Annotated in this window: 13 protein-coding genes; 9 read left to right on the top strand and 4 right to left on the bottom strand. The window is 63.9% G+C overall.

Going from position 1 to position 17,832, the window contains the following annotated elements; translation table 11 throughout:
• The first annotated feature begins 288 nt into the window (after window positions 1–288).
• The 6 genes from USDA257_RS26930 to USDA257_RS26955 all read left to right on the top strand — a co-directional run bounded on the left by USDA257_RS26930 (window position 289) and on the right by USDA257_RS26955 (window position 11,841).
• A complete protein-coding gene (locus tag USDA257_RS26930) occupies window positions 289–1,179 on the top strand; it encodes a helix-turn-helix domain-containing protein (protein WP_080605703.1) in 891 nt (296 codons plus the stop codon).
• A gap of 349 nt (window positions 1,180–1,528) precedes the next feature.
• The gene (locus USDA257_RS26935; protein WP_014766150.1) at window positions 1,529–2,323 is read left to right on the top strand and encodes a DUF899 domain-containing protein; all 795 of its coding nucleotides are present in this window, start codon (window positions 1,529–1,531) and stop codon (window positions 2,321–2,323) included.
• A gap of 143 nt (window positions 2,324–2,466) precedes the next feature.
• Window positions 2,467–2,940 (top strand): VOC family protein, encoded by a 474-nt coding sequence (locus tag USDA257_RS26940; RefSeq protein ID WP_014766151.1) that lies wholly within the window; start codon window positions 2,467–2,469, stop codon window positions 2,938–2,940.
• A gap of 330 nt (window positions 2,941–3,270) precedes the next feature.
• On the top strand, window positions 3,271–3,462 hold the full coding sequence (locus tag USDA257_RS26945; protein ID WP_014766152.1) for a DUF6494 family protein: 192 nt from the start codon (window positions 3,271–3,273) through the stop codon (window positions 3,460–3,462).
• 640 nt (window positions 3,463–4,102) lie between these two features.
• On the top strand, window positions 4,103–6,016 hold the full coding sequence (locus tag USDA257_RS26950; protein ID WP_014766153.1) for an autotransporter assembly complex protein TamA: 1,914 nt from the start codon (window positions 4,103–4,105) through the stop codon (window positions 6,014–6,016).
• A 203-nt stretch (window positions 6,017–6,219) separates the two neighbouring features.
• The gene (locus tag USDA257_RS26955; protein WP_014766154.1) at window positions 6,220–11,841 is read left to right on the top strand and encodes a translocation/assembly module TamB domain-containing protein; all 5,622 of its coding nucleotides are present in this window, start codon (window positions 6,220–6,222) and stop codon (window positions 11,839–11,841) included.
• A 215-nt stretch (window positions 11,842–12,056) separates the two neighbouring features.
• Here USDA257_RS26955 and USDA257_RS26960 read toward each other — a convergent pair whose 3' ends face one another.
• Together USDA257_RS26960 and USDA257_RS26965 are read right to left on the bottom strand one after the other, a co-directional pair.
• Entirely contained in the window at window positions 12,057–12,536 is a 480-nt protein-coding gene (locus USDA257_RS26960; protein ID WP_014766155.1) for a VOC family protein, read from the bottom strand.
• A 79-nt stretch (window positions 12,537–12,615) separates the two neighbouring features.
• On the bottom strand, window positions 12,616–13,050 hold the full coding sequence (locus USDA257_RS26965; protein ID WP_014766156.1) for an Lrp/AsnC family transcriptional regulator: 435 nt from the start codon (window positions 13,048–13,050) through the stop codon (window positions 12,616–12,618).
• A gap of 142 nt (window positions 13,051–13,192) precedes the next feature.
• On the opposite strand from USDA257_RS26965, the gene rocF reads away from it, so the two are divergent.
• The 3 genes from rocF to USDA257_RS26980 all read left to right on the top strand — a co-directional run bounded on the left by rocF (window position 13,193) and on the right by USDA257_RS26980 (window position 16,074).
• Window positions 13,193–14,116, top strand: a complete 924-nt coding sequence (gene rocF / locus USDA257_RS26970; RefSeq protein ID WP_014766157.1) for an arginase — start codon at window positions 13,193–13,195, stop codon at window positions 14,114–14,116.
• Window positions 14,117–14,183: 67 nt separating this feature from the next.
• A complete protein-coding gene (rocD, locus tag USDA257_RS26975) occupies window positions 14,184–15,389 on the top strand; it encodes an ornithine--oxo-acid transaminase (RefSeq protein ID WP_014766158.1) in 1,206 nt (401 codons plus the stop codon).
• Window positions 15,390–15,594: 205 nt separating this feature from the next.
• Window positions 15,595–16,074 (top strand): chemotaxis protein CheW, encoded by a 480-nt coding sequence (locus USDA257_RS26980; RefSeq protein WP_014766159.1) that lies wholly within the window; start codon window positions 15,595–15,597, stop codon window positions 16,072–16,074.
• Between the two features lie 587 nt (window positions 16,075–16,661).
• On the opposite strand, the gene USDA257_RS26985 is transcribed toward USDA257_RS26980, so the two are convergent.
• Together USDA257_RS26985 and fdhD are read right to left on the bottom strand one after the other, a co-directional pair.
• Entirely contained in the window at window positions 16,662–16,892 is a 231-nt protein-coding gene (locus tag USDA257_RS26985) for a formate dehydrogenase subunit delta (protein WP_014766160.1), read from the bottom strand.
• 19 nt (window positions 16,893–16,911) lie between these two features.
• Window positions 16,912–17,829: a formate dehydrogenase accessory sulfurtransferase FdhD gene (gene fdhD, locus USDA257_RS26990; RefSeq protein ID WP_014766161.1), complete on the bottom strand. Its 918-nt coding sequence runs from the start codon at window positions 17,827–17,829 to the stop codon at window positions 16,912–16,914.
• Window positions 17,830–17,832: the final 3 nt, after the last annotated feature.

Here is a 17,832-nt window from a genome sequence, read left to right on the forward strand (position 1 = left end):
ATCCTTTTCGGTCAGTCCTGGGAGAGGGATGGGATCGATCAGCGCAGCCGCTTGCCTTCAGCATCGACCGCTAAGCAACGCCTGACATAGCTGGTAGACCGAGATGCTCCGCGACTACGCGGAGGGAAAGGCCGGCGGCGCCTCCGCCACTGCCTGATTGGCCGGATCGCCACGAGAGGTGCCCCGAAATGCCTGAAGCACATTGAAAACCTCCCTTTTCAATTGTCGTCCTTCAGCGAACATGGGCACATTATCGTCGGGCGAAAATCTGTCTCGCACAAAGGGAACGTGGATTTGGCGAAAAGTAAGATTGTCGAACGAGCGACCTATCAGCCGGGTGCCTGCAGCATTGAGGGCATGCCGACCAGGCTGCATTTCTTCCACGCCCATCCCCCGATCATGCTGCACGCGCATTGGCATGCGCAGATCGAGGTAAACTACGTGATGCGAGGCTCGGTGCATTACCGCATGGCCGGCCATGATCTGAGGCTCGGCGCCGGACAGATGTGTCTGTTCTGGGGCGGGCAGCCGCACCGGATGGACGAATCCTCCGACGATTCCATCTATGCAGGCGCTCATCTGCCGCTGGTGCATTTCTTCCGCATGCGGCTGCCGCCGGCAATCTCGCAAATGCTGATGGGCGGCGCTACAATGCTGACATCCGCGACGGATTGTGCCGACGACCGTAACTTTCCACGCTGGCGCAGCTGGGCTAATTCCGGAGACGAGGTGAAGGCCCAGCACGCTGTGGAAGAACTGCTGCTGCGCGTCGAACGAATGTTCATGGAGCCTTACACGATCATTTCATCCGGCAAGGAATGCGAGGCCGAGAGCGCCTCGGCCCCGCCCTCGCTCGGCGTCGTGCGCATGTGCGATTTCATCGCTGCCAATTTTCTCGAGGAGATCGATGCGGTCGATATCGCCGCCGCAGCGGGATTGCATCCGAAATACGCCATGAACTTGTTTCGCAAGTCGACGGGCATGACGCTGATCAAGTACGTGACCCTGCTGCGGCTTTCACGGGCGCAAGCCATGCTGATGAATGGCAACGACGGCATTCTGCAGGTAGCCCTGGATAGCGGCTTCGGTTCGGTGAGCGCCTTCAACAAGGCTTTCCGGCAAATCGCGGGCATGCCGCCCTCGGAATTCCGCCGCGACGTTCGCGCCGCGGCTAGGTGAGCGTCAAGAAACGTCCGTTTACCTGCCTGCATCTCGCCTCTCCAGTCCGGCAATCGACGGTTTTCCAAGCGTTGGCCTTTCCGGCGAGGGAGACCTGATCAACACTTTCGCCCCGTCAGGTCCGGCGGGGGAGTTCAACGCCGCGCGAAATTCAAGATCTCGAGGGCCCCCCGCTTCACTTGCCGGCCGTAATCAGTGGCTTCGTCGGAATCCCGACGTAGTTGTTACTCGCATCATTGATGTTCCGGTGCCAAAGTATCCGAAGATCCGCAACGAGCGATGAGCAGTGAATGGACCTGCGCCTCGGCCACGAGGCGCGGCAATTCCCACAAATTTGGAGGTGTAAGCCATGACCACAGCCACCGAGAACGGACGGAAAGGCGGGGAGCCCGCCATGCACACACCACCGGTCGTGTCGCCGCAGGCGTGGGAGACCGCCCGCCAGCAGCTGCTGGTGAAGGAAAAGGCCCAGACCCGCGCCCGTGACGCGCTCGCCGCCGAGCGCCGGCGTATGCCGTGGATGGCCGTGGAGAAGGCGTATCAGTTCGACGGGCCCGCCGGCAAAATCAGCCTCACCGACCTGTTCGACGGTCGGCGTCAGCTGATCGTCTATCGCGCATTCTTCGAGCCAGGAGTGTTCGGCTGGCCGGATCACGCCTGCCGCGGCTGCTCCATGGTGGCCGATCAGGTCGCCCACCTCGCCCACCTGAACGCCCGTGACACCACCCTCGTTTTCGTCTCGCGGGCACCCCAAGCAGATATCGCAAGGCTGAAGGCGCGGATGGGCTGGGAGATGCCGTGGTTTACCATCACGGACAGCTTCGACGCCGACTTCGGCGTGGACGAGTGGCACGGCACGAACGTGTTCTACCGCGACGGCGACCGCGTCTACCGCACCTACTTCATCAACAACCGCGGCGACGAGCAGATGGGGAGCACCTGGAACTATCTCGACATCACGCCGCTCGGCCGTCAGGAAGTCTGGGAGGATTCGCCCGAGGGCTATCCTCAGACGCCGACCTACAAGTGGTGGAACTGGCATGACAGCTACGTCGAAGGTGCTGCGCCCGACAAGAAGTGGGTCGAGGTGTCGAACGCCGGAGAGGCGGCGTTCCGAAACGAGGACGTGAACACGAAGCCCTGAGCCATGTCCCGGTGCATCCGATAGGTGGCGGCGAGATCGACGCTTCCGGGGGTGGAGAAAAGCAGTTGGCTACCTATTTCGGAAGAGAGCGGATGGGGAAACACGGCCGAAATCTTGGCTTCACAGCGAAAGGAACACTCAAAATGGCAAAGAATACGATTTGCCTCTGGTACGACAAGGACGCCGAGGCTGCCGCCCGCTTCTACTCCGAGATCTTTCCTGACAGCGTGGTGAGTGCCGTGCACCGTGCACCGGGCGACTACCCAGCCGGCAAAGAGGGCGATGTGTTGACCGTCGACTTCACGGTTGCGGGCATTCCTTGCATCGGCCTCAACGGGGGTCCCGCGTTCAAGCACAACGAAGCCTTCTCGTTCCAGATCGCTACCGACGATCAGGAGGAGACCGACCGCTACTGGAATGCCATCGTCGGCAACGGCGGCCAGGAGAGCGCATGCGGCTGGTGCAAGGACAAGTGGGGGATTTCCTGGCAAATCACTCCACGCGTCCTGACTGACGCGATGGCGGCCGGCGGCGATGAAGCAAAGCGCGCGTTTGATGCCATGATGACCATGAAGAAAATCGATGTCGCCGCGATCGAGGCGGCGCGGCGCGGCTGACGCTCCATCGGTCGTGCGGCCAAATTGCTGCCAGAGCGTGTCGCTTGCTGACATGCTGTGCCCTGCGCTCCGCGCAAGGCTGCGATGTTACCTAGGGCACTATTCAGCGATGCGGATTGATCTATCCTCACCATTGTCAAGTGCAGCTCCTCCTCCCGCTGCGCACGACCTCGATCGGTTCCACTCCTCCTCCCAGGACCGATTGGTTTCAAGACCCCGACGCCTCCTCCCGGCTCGGGGTCTTTTTGTGTCGCACCGCGCGTCAACATCCTGCTTCCTTGACCACCCGTCTTCCCTTACAATTCCTCCCGGACACAGAGGAGTTCCGCCATGAGCGAAGACGCCTTCAACATGTCGACCCGCAAGTTCCTGAAGGAAGTCGGCATCACCTCGCAGCGCAAGATCGAGGAGACGGTGCGCGACGGGCAGACCGGCGGCAAGAAGCTGAAGGTCCGCATGACGCTCACGGCAGAAGGCACCGACCTCAACCACGTGGTGGACGGCGAGATCGAACTTCCATGAGAAGCATCAAGCGGGACGTCCCGTCCCACGTCATTTCCCTGAGGGAACACGTCAGCACCGGACTCATCCACCATTGGCTTCAATGGCTACGGCGTCGTTGTCCGCAAGGCTGGGGGAGCCATCACGAGCTACCTTGGCGAGCGGCCGCCATTCACCGATACCGTTGAAAAAGTCCGTTTTCTGGGACCTCTGATTTTTTGGAGGGCCGTAGAGGCCAACAAAGAAAATTGAGGTGGGGGACCTACCAATTCTGCGATCAAGGAGCGTGTGAGCCGCGTAGCGGAATTGAGATGGCATTGAGCAGTAACATTCGCTGAGATCGCTAATTGGCCGACTTTTCGGCGAGCCCCGAGTTTGGACTTTTTCAACACTATCCACCCATTCCGCTCATTCCGGACCGCTTCGACACGGCCGCTCTAGCCCGAAGTCGCCTGAACCATGGCGGTATCCATCCTCCTCCTTTGTGCCCGAAGCACCACAGAACGAGTCCTTTTGCCGAGAATCCGACCAGAATCGACGCTTCGGGGGTGGATGCGGCCGGCCCTGATCGTTAACAAATGGAAAACTTTGGCCTGCTAGAGTGCCCATTGCCGCACATGCAGGCAGTGAGTAAAGAGTCGCCTGAAACGGGATGCGGAGGATGTCTCCACCACGCTCGAGTATTGCGTATCGAAAGGCGGCGACGGCATTCGCTCTTGCGGCCTCGACGGCGCTCGGGCCGATTTTCGCCGGCCAGGCTCACGCGATCCGAATCTTCGGCATGCGCTTTTTCGAGAGCGCCGAAGAACAGGTTCAGGTTCTCGATCCCGTCAACTATGCCCTGACTTTCGAGCCCGGCACGGACGATGAGGAACTGCGCGAGGCGCTCGAAAACGCCTCGCAACTCAACCAGGATCAGGAAAAGCCGGTCTCCGGCGACCTCGGCCTCTTGATCAAGGCGCGCGACGACCGGGAGCGGCTGCTTGCCGCCCTCTATGAAAAGGCGCACTACGGCGGCACCATCACGATCCTGATCAATGGCCAGGACATCGACAGCCTGCCGCCCGACCCCTCCTTCCCCGATGGCCAGGCCGTGCCGGTGACGGTGCGCGTCATGCCTGGGCCGGCCTTCACGCTCAATTCGATAAGGTTCGAGGGCGATGCCGCGGGGCTCGATCCGGCGACCTACGATCTGACGCGCGGCGCCCGCGCCGACTCGACGCTGATCATCAAGGCGGGCGAGCAGATCGTCACCGATCTCAAGGAACAAAGCCGGCCGCTCGCCAAGATCACCGAACGCAGCGTCGTCGCCGACCATGCCACCTCGACCGTCGACGTGACGATCAGGGCGGATTCCGGACCTGTCGCGCCCGTCGGCGCTCTCACCGTCACCGGCACCAAGACCGTCGACCCGGGTTTCGTGCGCGACTATTCGCGGCTCAATCATGGTCGGCCCTATTCGCCGGAGAACATTCGCAAGGCCGCCGAGCGGCTGCGGACGCTGAACGTCTTCTCCAGCGTCACCATCGTCGAGGCCGATCAGCTTGCGCCGGATGGCACGATCCCGATGAACATCCAGGTATCCGAGGGCAAGCACCGCTATTTCGGTTTCGGCGGCCAGTTCTCGACCACCGACGGCCTCGGTCTGCAGGGCTATTGGGGCCACCGCAATCTCTTCGGCCGTGCCGAGTCGCTCCGCATCGAGGGCTCCGTCGACCGGATCGGCGAGACCACCGACGTCGGCGGGCTCGACTATTCGGCCGGCATTCTCTTCGCCAAGCCCGGCGCCTTCGGGCCGGCATCGACCTTCACGGCGAGCGTCAAGGCGGCAATCGTCGATCCGGATGCCTATAATGCCAAGACGATCACCGCCGCGGCCGGCGCCGGTTTCGAGCTTTCACCCGAGGATACGGTATCCGTCGGGGCGGAGCTGGGCTGGGCGGATATCGACGACGCCTTCGGCTCGAATTCCTATCTGACCGCGGCGATCCCGCTCGAATATGTCCGCGACACCCGCGACGACAAGCTGAACGCCACGGAAGGCTACCGGGCGATGCTCAACGCGAAGCCGAGCTATGAGATCGAGGGAAAGACCTTCTTCAGCTCCTTCGAGACCTCCGCCTCCACCTACTATGCGCTGGGCAGCGAAAAGCGTTTCGTGCTTGCCGGCAAGCTTGGCGCCGGCGTGCTTGTCGGCGGCGACGAACTTTCCGACATTCCGGCGACCCGGCGCTTCTTCCTCGGCGGCGGCGGCTCGGTGCGCGGCTATGCCTTCCAGGAAATCAGCCCGCGCAATGCCGATAACGAGCTCACCGGCGGCCGCTCCTATGTGAACGGCTCGCTGGAGGTCCGCATCGCGGTAACCGATACGATCGGCCTCGTGCCCTTCATCGACGCCGGCAGCGTATCGTCAGGCACCGCGCCGGATTTCTCAGACATCCGCGCCGGGGCCGGCATCGGCCTGCGCTATGCGACGCCCTTCGGGCCCATCCGTCTCGACTTCGCGGTACCGCTCAACAAATATCCGGGCGGCACCGACTACGGCATCTATGCAGGCATCGGCCAGTCTTTCTGATGCTAGGCCGCGATGCCGTGGTAGAATAGGCAATTCCGCCCTACAGCGCCGTGCGTCTTCTCAGACGCACAAAGGTCGCTGCAGCACTTTGAATCGCTGCATGTTTCCCCAAATCGGCTACGATTCAAGGAAACATGCAGCAGGGGCGATGCGCTTCCGTGCTGCCGATTCCAGAGCGGCGTAAGATGGTCTATGGATAGGACATGAATCAGGTCATCGGCACATTTGGATCAGCGCTGCGCTACTTTTTCGCCTTTCTCGGCGCAGCTTTGGTCGCGTTGGTTCTCCTCGTCGCGTTTCTGGGCTTCACCGTGCCCGGCGCGCGCGTCGTCGCCTGGGCGATCGAAAAATATGCGGCAACCCCCGACCAGATCGTCCGAATCTCCGATCCGGGCGCGCTGCTCACCGGCGACTTCACCGCCGGAACCGTGACGCTCTTCGACGGCGAGGGGATTTATGCGGAGGTCCGCGACCTCTCGGTCGCCTGGACCCCGGCCGAACTTCTGTCGATGCGCTTCGATGCAAGCAGCATCTCGGCGGCTTCCGTCCGCCTCGAGCGGCTGCCGGTCCCCTCCACCGAAACGAAAGAGGTGCGAAGCACACTCGCCCTGCCGGTGGACGTGAACATCGATGCCCTCGATCTCAAGGAGGTCGTCATCGGCAAGGCGATCGCCGGCCAGGACCAGTTCCTGACCGCCAAAGGCAGGGTCAACGCCACCAACTCGAGCATCGCACTCGCCTTCGATGCGGCCGAACGTGACCGGCCCGAGGCGCGCGCCGTCGCCGATCTCGTCTTCAATCCGGCCGGAAACGAGCTGAAGCTCGAGGCTGAGGTCGCCGAACCCAAGGGCGGACTGCTGGCGAAACTGCTGCGGCTGCCGGGCGAACCTTCGGTCGATATCCAGCTCACCGGACAAGGACCCCTCTCCGACTGGACGGGCTCCGGCACCGCATCGCTCGACGGCAGCGAGATTCTGCGGCTTGAGGGACAACACGTGCTGACGGCCGACGGCATGCACAACCTGAAGCTCTCCGGCGGCGGTGCTTTCGCCCAGCTGATGCCGCCCGCCTTCAGGCCGCTTTTCGAGGGATCGACCAGCATCGACCTGACCGCCGCCTTCGACGAAAAGAGCCGTGTCCGGATCGAAGCGGGCAAGGTTGCGACCGGCTCCCTGACGCTGAACGCCTCGGGAACGGTTGACAGCCGCGGCGAGAACAACCTTCAGGCAAGCGTAGCCGGCGCCAGCGGCCCGTTCGATTTCCGCTGGCCGCTGAAGGACGGAGAGCTGCAGGCACGGATCAACACCGCCAACCTGTCGCTGATTGGCGATGGACAATCGGCGATCCTCGACATCGCCGCCGATGTCGCCTCGCTCGGCCTGCCGCAGGGGAATCTCGGCGCCATCCGGCTCTCGGCGCAAAGCGACGCCTTCAACCTCGAAACGCAGTCGGGGTCGCTGAAGACGGCCGTGGAAATCGGCGAAACCCGCTTCGCAAGCGCCGATCTTGACCGGGCGATCCAGGCTCCCGTGAAGCTCGCCGGAACGATCGCGATCGCACCGGACGACATCCGCTTCGACCCCGTGACGATCGAGAGCGCCAGCATCGGCGGCTCCGTGACGGGCAGCCTCGATCGCGCCGATATCTCGCTCGAGGCGGCATTCAAGCTCTTTGCCGTTCCGGCCGTGCTGCCGACGGGGCTCGCGGAAAAGTTCGAGAAGACGATTGCCGTCTCCGGCAATCTGGTGACCGAAGAGGACGGCAGCGTCCAGGTGAGCGGCCTCGAACTCCAATCCGAAGCGGTCGAGGCCTCCGGCTCGCTCACACTTTCAGGCGAGACCCTGACGGCCGATTTAAAGGGCACGGTCCCAGATCTCGGCCGATTTCTGCCTGAGGCAAAAGGTAGCGCGGCCTTCCAGGCCGCCGCCTCCGGTCCGTTGAGCAAGCTCGGCGTCAAGGCGGAGATAAAGTCGAGCGGCGCGACGCTCGCCGGGCGCAGCTTGAGCGATCTGACGATCAATGCCGATGCGACGGCGACGCCCGGCAGCCCCGAGGCGAAGCTCTCCGCCACCGGCACGCTCGACGGTCAGGTGATCGACATTCGCGCCGACGTGGTCTCGAAAGACGGCCGCACGTCCGTTCCCGCACTCGAAGCGAAAATCGGCGGCAACACGCTCACCGGCGCGATCGACCTGACGGCGGACTTCAAGCCGAACGGCAAGCTCGACTTCAGCCTCCCAGACCTTGGGCTTCTCGCCGCCATGGTCGGCCAGCAGGCCTCCGGTGACCTTGCCGGTTCGGCAACGCTGCAGACCGTAAACGGCGTCACGTCGGTCGCAATCAAGGCCAGCGGCAGCAGCGTGCAGCGCGACGCGCTGACGATCGCCAAACCGGCGGTCGATCTCGGTATCGCAGACATTGCCAGGCTCGCGATCAAGGGCACTGTCAGCGCGGAGAGCATAGCGCAGGGTGAAAACCGGGTCTCGGACCTCAATCTCGCTTTCGAACAGCAGGGCGGCCGTACCGGCTTTTCGGCCGAGGGCCTCTATGACGGCGCACCGTTGACGGCGGCGGGCGAGCTGACAAGCGACGCCGGCCGCACCGAGATCCGCCTCGCTTCCCTCGCGGCGACACCGAGGCGACTGCCGCTGCAACTCGCAGAGCCGACCCTGATCGCGATCGAAGGGGGCATCGTTCGCCTCGACGGCCTGACCATCCAGGCGTCGACGGGTACTGTTACCGTCTCCGGCACCGCCGGCGACAGGCTCGACCTCAGCGCGAGGCTGAACGATCTGCCCGCCGTGCTCATCAATAGCTTCGCGCCGACCCTTGGCGCGGAAGGCATCGTTGCCGGCACCGTCGATATCGACGGTGAAACGCAGGCGCCGGTGGTCGCCTACGACCTCGCCTGGCGCGGCGCATCCGTATCCTCTTTGCGATCCGGCGGACTTGCCGCGCAGGATCTGACCGCCAAGGGCACGGTCACCGTAACGGAAACAACCATCAGCTTCGATCCGACGACGATCGAAAGCCCCGGTTTCCGCGGCAATCTCACCGGCAGCCTCGCCCGTGCCGAGAAAACGGCAACGGCGAATTTCGAAGTCCAGGCCGAGCCGAGCTTTCTGCCGGGCGGTCTGGCAACGAGGTTCGACACACCGGTGACCGTCTCGGGGAAGGTCGAGACCGGCGGCGATGGCAGCGTCAAGCTGAGCGCCCTCGAGGTCCAGTCCGGCACGGTCGACGCCAGCGGTTCGGCGACCATCGCCGGAGGCCAGCTGACGGCCGATGTGGAGGGCACGCTGCCCGATCTCGGCAAGCTGCTCGCCGATGCGGAAGGCAAGGCTGGCTTCAACGCCGCGATTTCCGGACCGCTCGATGCGCTCGCCATCAAGGGAGAGCTGACTTCGAGCGGCGCAAGGCTGGCCGGCCGCTCGCTGTCGGACCTGATAGTCACCGCCGACGCAACGGTCAAACCGGGGAGCCCGCAGGCGAAACTCACCGCAACCGGCGGGCTCGACGGCCAGGCGATCGACGTCAGGGCCGAAGTGGTTTCAACGGAAGGCCGCACATCCATCCCAACGCTCGAGGCGAAGATCGGCGACAATCGCGTGACGGGCGCGATCGACTTGACGGCGGATTTCAAGCCGAACGGCACCATCGACTTCAACCTGCCCGATCTCGGGCTGGTCGCTGCCATGGCCGGCCAGAAGGCGTCCGGGGACCTTTCGGGTTCGGCTTCGATTGCGACTGCGAACGGCGTGACCTCCGTCTCGGTCAAGGCCAGCGGCAGCAACATCAAGCACGACGCGCTGACGATCGCCAAGCCGGCGGCTGATATCCGCATCGCCGATATCGCCGCTCTGGCAATCCGCGGAACCGTCAGGGCCGAAAGCGTCGCACAGGGGCAGAATCGCATCTCCGCCGTCAACCTGACCTTCGAACAGCAGGGCGGCAGGACAGGCTTCGATGTCGCCGGTCAATATGACGGCGCTCCGCTCTCGGCCAAGGGCGATCTGGCGAGTGCCGGGGACCTCACCGAAATCCGCCTCGCTTCCTTCGCGGCAGCGCCGCGGAGACTGCCGCTGAAGCTTGCCAGACCTACGGTCGTCGCCATTGAGAATGGTGTCGTTCGCTTGGGCGACCTGACCATTCAGGCATCGAGAGGCACGATTGCCGTCGCCGGGACCGCCGGCGCGACGCTCGATATCTCGGCGAAGCTCAATGCCTTGCCCGCCGCCCTGATCAACACCTTCGCGGCGGCGCTCGGCGCCGAAGGGACGATCGACGGAACGGTCGAACTCAGCGGCACCGCCGCTGCGCCGATCGTCAACTACGATCTGCGATGGAGCGGTGCTTCGGTTGCGGCTGCGCGGGGCGCTGGGGTGTCGGGGCTCCAAATCTCCGCGAAGGGGCGGTTTGCCGGCAACCGCGTCACGCTTGATGCGACCGTCTCGGGACCGGGCGGCCTCTCCTTCCGGGGCGGCGGCCAGGTCGACGTCGGCGGCAACATGCCGATGTCGATGAAATTCGCCGGCGACGTTCCCTTCGCCCTGCTTGCCGGCACGCTCGCCGAGCAGGGCTTCACCCTCACCGGCGCGGCGAAGGTCGATCTTTCCCTCTCCGGTTCGGCCAGGGCGCCGCAGATCACCGGTACGGTCTCGACCGCCGGCGGCCGGCTCGTCGACGTCAGGCGCAATCTCGCCCTCAATGATCTTGCGGCCAATGTCACGCTCGACGGCAGTCAGGCGACGATCACTAGGCTTTCCGGCAATCTTGCCAGCGGCGGATCCATCGAGGCAAGCGGCACGGTGGGCATCGCGGCCGGCTCCAATTTCCCGGCCGACCTCAGAATTCGCCTCAACAACGCCACCTATGTCGACGGCACCGTCTTCACCGCCAACCTCGCCGGCGACCTGACGCTCAAGGGCCCGCTCGTCGCCACGCCCGTGCTGGGCGGGCAACTGACGATCCGCAGGGCCGCGATCACCGTGCCGGAAAGGCTGCCGACCTCACTCTCGGCGATCGACATAAAGCACAGGAACGCGCCTGCCGGGGTGCGGCAGATGGCACGCGACGTGCGCAGGGAAACGTCTGCATCCGGCGGTGCGGGCGTCAACGCCGGCGGCGTCATCGCCTTCGATCTCGCCGTCCACTCGCCGGGGCAGTTCTTCGTGCGCGGGCGCGGCATCGATGCCGAACTCGGCGGCGACCTGACGATCCGCGGCACCGCCGTCCGGCCGATCGTCTCCGGCGATTTCGACATGCGGCGCGGCCGGCTCGAAATTCTCGGCAAGCGGCTGACTTTCACGGACGGCCATATCGGCTTCGGCGGCGACCTTATTCCGACGCTCGATCTCGACGCCACCTCGAGCGCCGGTTCGACCACCATTACGGTCAACATCGCCGGGCCCGCCAACAACCCGACGGTGACCTTCTCCTCCTCTCCGGCGCTGCCGCAGGACGAGATCCTTGCGCAGCTGATCTTCAACCGATCGCTGAACAACCTGTCGGCCTTCCAGATCGCCCAGCTCGCCTCCGCCGTCAGCCAGCTCGCCGGCGGCGGCTCGACGTCGCTGCTTGACGGCCTGCGCAACAAGCTCGGCGTCGACGACCTCGATATCACCACCGACGAGAGCGGCGGCGCCCAGGTGCGGGCCGGCAAGTACCTCAACGACCGGACCTATCTCGAATTGCAGCAAGGCTCGGATTCGGCCTCCAGCAAGGCGATCATTAATCTTGACATCGGCCGCGGCGTGAAGCTGAAGGGCGAGGCGGCCGGCGACGGCGCGGCCGCCGGCGGCATCTTCTTCGAGCGAGAGTACTAGGCCTTCTCGCCCCAAAAAGACCCCTCACCACCCCCTCCCCACAAGGGGGTAGGGCTTCCCGGTGGCACCCACCGCACGTGAACCGAACGGTGGGTCCTTGTGGTCAACGTGAGCACAAAGGTCGACATTGAGACGGAAACGGGGCGGCCAGTAAGCCCCTCTCCCTTGTAGGGATGGGTTGGGGAGGGGTCTTGAGCCAAGTGCACGACCCCCACTCAGGCCGCATTCCGCTCGACTCCGAAGGCGTCCAGAAGTTCGCTTTCGTCGATGGCCGTGAACAGTGCCCAGATATGGCCGAACGGATCGATGAGCGCGGCGACGCGGTCGCCCGTCGGCAGGGTCTCGACGGCATTGCGCAGGCTGGCGCCGGCGCCCATCGCGCGTGCGAGCACGCGATCCACATCGTCGACATGGAGTTCGAGGATCGCCGCGGTCGTGCCGAGCGCGTGCGGCGAGCGCGGCCCGCCGAGGTGCGGCTCTGCATCCCGGCGCGGATTGGCGCCGGCCACTCGGAAGATCGAGTCGCCGATGCCGAGATCGGCGCTCGTCAGAATGCCGCTCCATTCATGGCGCTGGAGCAGTTCGGCACCGAAGACGTCACGATAAAAGGCGATTGCGCGCTCCTCGTCCCCATGCCTGACGAACAGTTTGATGCAGATCTGCCGCGCCATTGGACCGCCGCCGGAAATGGCCATGACATCCTCCCCTTGTTCGCTGAGACACAACATCTTAAACGAATATGAGAACAAATCAAGAACAAACCGAAACAGGCGATCAGAAGGCACCGATCATCTTGCTGGTCTTGAGCAGGATGTTCGTTTCCGTGACGGTGATGCCGTCGATAAGGCGGATGCGGCGCAGGGTTTCGTCGAAACTTGCCAAATCGCGGTCCTCGAGCTCGGCGATGAAATCCCAGCGGCCATTGGTGCTATGCAGTGCCCTCACCTGCGGCAGGCCGCGCAATTGCTCGGCGACGCGATCGGCCATCTTGCCGTGAACCTCGATCATCACGACGGCGCGCACCCCTGAGGCGGGGATTTCGGACCCCGTCCGGATGGTGAAGGCGGCGATCGTTCCATTCGCCACCATGCGGTCGATGCGCGCCGCGATGGTCGCGCGCGATACGCCGGTCATGGCCGAAAGCGTTGAGACCGGGGTTCGCGCATTTTGCCGAAGGGCGCTGATGAGGGCCTGGTCGAGATCGTCCATTCTCTGTCACTTTGTCAAGGATTGCTTATCAGTATGCGAAGAGTAGCCTTCTTATCGGCAGTTTTCCATCTTTTTGCTGTCACAGCTTTTGGCGATAATCCTCGCCTGAACCCACAGATTCGAAGGAAGAGAAGAGGCGGACATGAAGACCATCACGTTGATCGGTGCACCGATCGAGGAAGGTTCCGGACGCCGCGGCGCGGCCATGGGCCCGACGGCGCTCAGGATTGCCGGCATCGATACGGTCCTCGCCGAACTGGGCCATACGGTTCACGACGAAGGCGACCTGCGACCGTTACCGGCGCGCGACCTCCCGAACCATCCGGGCGCCAATAATCTGCAGATGGTCGCCGCCTTTGCCCGGGCCCTCAACGACGCGGTGCACGACACCGCCCTCGAGGGGCATTTTCCGATCATTCTCGGCGGCGACCACGCCCTCTCGATGGGCAGCGTCTCCGGCATGGCGCGCTACGCGGACGAAGTCGGCCGGCCGCTCTTCGTGCTGTGGCTCGACGCCCATGCGGATTTTAACTCGCCATCGACCTCGCCATCCGGCAACATGCACGGCATGCCGGTCGCCTTTTTCTGCGGCGAGGCGGAATTCACCCCGATCCTTGCCCCCAACCGGCCGCTCGTCGATCCGAAAAAGGTCTACCAGGTCGGCATTCGTTCCGTCGATGCACGCGAGCGCGAGGAGATCGCCGAACACGGCGTCAATGTCTATGACATGCGCGCCGTCGACGAGATCGGCATGGCCCATATCATGCATCAGATCCTCGACGAGGTGCGCGCCGCCAACGGCCTCTTGCACGTGAGCCTCGACGTCGATTTCATGGATCCGGAGTTTGCCCCCGGCGTCGGCACCACCGTTCCGGGTGGCGCCACCTTCCGCGAGGCCCATCTCATCATGGAGATGCTCTGCGACAGCGGCCTCGTCTCCTCGCTCGATGTCGTCGAACTCAACCCGTTCCTCGACGACCGCGGCAAGAGCGCCCGCATCCTGGTGGAGCTGACGGCGAGCCTCTTCGGCCGTCGCATCCTTGACCGTCCGACCCGGAGCGCCTGAGAATGGTTCGATCCGTACCGCCGTCTATCCGAAACGGCGGCCGGAAGCAGACAGGGGAGAGGCATTGATGAAGACCACGGCAGGCCTGATCGAGACCGAACATCTGCTCGGCGCTCACAATTACAAGCCGCTCGACGTCGTGCTGACGCGCGGCGAAGGCGTCTTTGTCTGGGATATCGAAGGCAATCGCTATCTCGATTGCCTCTCAGCCTATTCAGCCGTCAACCAGGGCCACTGTCACCCGAAGATCTTCAAGGCAATGGTGGAGCAGGCGCAGAAGCTGACGCTCACCTCCCGCGCCTTCCGTAACGACCAGCTCGCTCTCTTTTACGAGGAGGTCGCCGCACTCACCGGCTCGCACAAGGTGCTGCCGATGAATTCCGGCGCCGAGGCGGTGGAGACGGCGATCAAGGCCGTTCGCAAATGGGGATACGAAGTCAAGGGCGTCGCCGACGACCAGGCCGAGATCATCGTCTGCTCCAACAATTTCCATGGCCGCACGATCGGCATTGTCGGCTTCTCAACCGATCCCGACGCGCATGACGGCTTCGGACCCTTCGCGCCTGGCTTCAAGATCGTCCCCTTCGGCGACATCGATGCCTTCCGGGCAGCGATAAGCGAAAACACCGTCGCCTTCCTGGTCGAGCCGATCCAGGGCGAGGCCGGCGTCATCGTGCCGCCCGCCGGCTATTTCAAGGCGGTGCGCGAGCTTTGCACGAAGCATGGCATCACGCTTGTTCTCGACGAGATTCAGACGGGCCTCGGCCGCACCGGCAAGCTGCTGGCGGAAGAGCACGAGGGTATCGAAGCGGACGTGACGCTGATCGGCAAGGCGCTCTCCGGCGGCTTCTACCCGGTTTCTGCCGTGCTTTCGAATTCGGAGGTCCTCGGCGTCCTGAAACCGGGCCAGCACGGATCCACCTTCGGCGGCAATCCGCTCGCCTGCGCGATCGCCAGGGCGGCACTCAAGGTGCTGAGCGAAGAGGGCATGATCGAAAATTCGGCGCTGATGGGCGAGCGCTTCACGAAAAGTTTGACCGACATTCGCTCCAACATCATCAAGGAAGTCCGCGGCCGCGGCCTGATGCTCGCCGTGGAACTCGTGCCGGAGGCCGGCGGCGCCCGCAAATATTGCGAGGCGCTGAAGGAGCGCGGCATCCTCGCCAAGGACACCCACGGCGACACGATCCGCATCGCCCCGCCGCTCGTCATCACCGCTGCGGAGGTCGACTGGGCCCTCGAGCATTTTGCGGCGGTACTCGCTTCCATCTGAGCCGTGCCATGCCACGGACCGGAATGCCAGTCCTTCAAGGCTTCGCAACAAGCAAGTCTTAACGATTCCCGGCCTAGGATGCCGCCAAAGCGCAAGGCGGGCTCCCCGCGCATGATGCGGCTTGCGCCTCGCCGGATGTCGTCGGCGGACCACATCACCAGGTCGCGCCTCGCGGGCGCCGACGGGAAGCCGGAAGGAGCTTTAAATGACAGGCACGTTGAAGACGGCTGGATTTGACGGCGAGACGCTGGAGATCATCGCGTTCCGCCTCCACGATCAGGAATTCTGCGTCAAGACGACGACGATCCGCGAAATCCGCGGCTGGGCGCCCTCGACGCCAATCCCGCATTCGCCGCCGGAAGTGATCGGCGTCATGAACCTGCGCGGCACGGTGATCCCGATCATCGACCTCGCCCACAAGCTCGGCATGAAATCGACCGTCGCCAACGAGCGCAGCGCCATCGTCGTCGCGGAAGTCCACAATATGGTGATCGGCCTCGTCGTCGACCGCGTCTCCGACATTCTGACGGTGCAGGGCAGCCAGGTGCAGCCGGTGCCCGAAGTCACCGCCTCCTTCGACAAGAGCTTCGCCGAAGGCATCATCGCCAACGAGAACGGAATGATCTGCTTCCTCAACCTCGCGCGCATGTTCAAGGAGCGCGAGGTGGAAGACCTCGCCGCCTGACGTTAGTTTAGTCCCCGCCGATCAAGGCCGTCTCGTCCTCTGCGAGACTGCTTTTTTGTTGTTGGCGTCGTTGGGCATCGGACAGACAAAATTCGAGTAGCAAATACAACCTCGCGCGAGGCGGAGGCTCTCTACGGCCTCCTCCGGCAATTCCGGATCGGTGAGGACATCAACGGTGGCCCGACCGACATTCGCGCCGATGCGCCGGCACGGCTTCCCGCAGCAAGACCGACAAGAGGCGCCCAAAAGCGAAACCTGGCGGTCGTGCCCGCCGCCGAAGCCTGGCAGAACTTCTGAGTTCAATCCCCGAACCGCACGCTCGAAGAAGGGGAGGTGGCATCAGTGGCCGCCCTCCCCGCAAGACCATTTTGAGGTTAAGCCAAGAACTTTGCAGGCCCCTCCCCACAAGGGAGGGGCTCGGCGCGTGCGGCCGCCCACAGTGCCAGTTCCAACTTCCAAGCCTTCAGGACCGGTCGAGTCGGGAACGGGGTGGCACGGCATCGAAAGCCCCCTTGTGGGGAGGGGTTGGGGAGGGGTCTTTTTGCGTGCTGCGTCGGTAAGCGCCTCTTCCGGCTACTGTCCCTGGGCTACGCCGCTTCCGGACGGCGGATCTTCGGCGCTGCTTCAAGGACCAACGGGTTCAGTCCCTCGCCGCCGTGCTCGATATGCTCGAACAGTTTGCGGCGCATGCGCGGCTCCCAATATTTGTTGATGTGCGTCGCCACGCCTTGCGCCGCCTCTCTGGCTGGCTGGCTCTGGAAGAAGGTCGCGATCTGGTTCGCCATGTGGATCAGCTTGGCATTGGTATCTGCAGACATCGCGACAGCTCCGCTTCTCTCAAAATGAATCAGTGCGGGAGGCGCGCGTGGAAAACGGCGCCCGTTCTTCCTCGTCCCGCTCAATGCGCTCTGGGTGGGTAAAGATTTCGAATTCGTCGCCGCGCACAAGCGCGATCAGTGTCATGCCGGCCTCCTCCGCCGTGCGGATCGCAAGCGCCGTCGGCGCCGAAATGGCGATGATCACCGGGCTTCCGGCAATCGCCGCCTTCTGAACCATCTCGACAGAGACGCGCGACGTGACGACGACGGCGCCTTGTGTGCCCTTGAAACCGGCGCGCGCGGCGGCGCCCGTCAGCTTGTCCAGCGCATTGTGGCGACCGACATCCTCGCGCACCGCGATCAGCCCCTGGCCCGGCACGTAGAACGCCGCGCCATGCACCGCACGCGTCTCGATGTGCAGCGGCTGCTGGCCGTTGAGCAGGCCGACGGCCTGTACGACATCCTCATCGGAAAGCCTCAGCGACGAGCCGGAAACGTCCGACGTCGCTCGCACGGCTTGCTCGATCGATTCGATGCCGCAGAGCCCGCAGCCGACGGGCCCGGCCATGTGGCGGCGGCGCAAGCGCAACGCCTCGTTCTGCTCGTCCCTGAGGCTGATCTGCAGGTCGATTCCCTTGTCCTCGGCGACCACCTCGACCGTTTCGATTTGATCCGGGTCGGTGATGATGCCTTCCGTCAGGCTGAAGCCGATGGCGAAGTCCTCGAGATCGGCGGGCGTCGCCATCATCACGGCGTGCGTCGACCCACCATAGCTCAGCGCAATCGCTGTCTCCTCCGGCACGACGCGCGATTGCCGTACGAGCACGCCCGCACGCCGCGCGTCTTCCGGAACCTTCGCCGTCGTCTTGAAGCGGGTCCTGTCGGCCGCGCCGACCGTGACGGCAGTGGGAGAGGACGGAAGTCGTTTGCCTACCATTCC

It is taken from the genome of Sinorhizobium fredii USDA 257 (assembly GCF_000265205.3).
In the GTDB taxonomy this organism is placed as follows: domain Bacteria; phylum Pseudomonadota; class Alphaproteobacteria; order Rhizobiales; family Rhizobiaceae; genus Sinorhizobium; species Sinorhizobium fredii_B.

Excerpts from the sequence above, each read along its gene's own strand:
- USDA257_RS26965 (WP_014766156.1), bottom strand. The coding sequence starts at position 13,050 with ATGGACGATCTCGACCAGGCCCTCATCAGCGCCCTTCGGCAAAATGCG.
- USDA257_RS26960 (WP_014766155.1), bottom strand. The coding sequence starts at position 12,536 with ATGGCCATTTCCGGCGGCGGTCCAATGGCGCGGCAGATCTGCATCAAA.
- USDA257_RS26940 (WP_014766151.1), top strand. The coding sequence starts at position 2,467 with ATGGCAAAGAATACGATTTGCCTCTGGTACGACAAGGACGCCGAGGCT.
- rocD (WP_014766158.1), top strand. The coding sequence starts at position 14,184 with ATGAAGACCACGGCAGGCCTGATCGAGACCGAACATCTGCTCGGCGCT.
- USDA257_RS26980 (WP_014766159.1), top strand. The coding sequence starts at position 15,595 with ATGACAGGCACGTTGAAGACGGCTGGATTTGACGGCGAGACGCTGGAG.
- USDA257_RS26935 (WP_014766150.1), top strand. The coding sequence starts at position 1,529 with ATGACCACAGCCACCGAGAACGGACGGAAAGGCGGGGAGCCCGCCATG.
- USDA257_RS26950 (WP_014766153.1), top strand. The coding sequence starts at position 4,103 with ATGTCTCCACCACGCTCGAGTATTGCGTATCGAAAGGCGGCGACGGCA.
- USDA257_RS26955 (WP_014766154.1), top strand. The coding sequence starts at position 6,220 with ATGAATCAGGTCATCGGCACATTTGGATCAGCGCTGCGCTACTTTTTC.
- USDA257_RS26945 (WP_014766152.1), top strand. The coding sequence starts at position 3,271 with ATGAGCGAAGACGCCTTCAACATGTCGACCCGCAAGTTCCTGAAGGAA.
- USDA257_RS26985 (WP_014766160.1), bottom strand. The coding sequence starts at position 16,892 with ATGTCTGCAGATACCAATGCCAAGCTGATCCACATGGCGAACCAGATC.
- fdhD (WP_014766161.1), bottom strand. The coding sequence starts at position 17,829 with ATGGTAGGCAAACGACTTCCGTCCTCTCCCACTGCCGTCACGGTCGGC.
- rocF (WP_014766157.1), top strand. The coding sequence starts at position 13,193 with ATGAAGACCATCACGTTGATCGGTGCACCGATCGAGGAAGGTTCCGGA.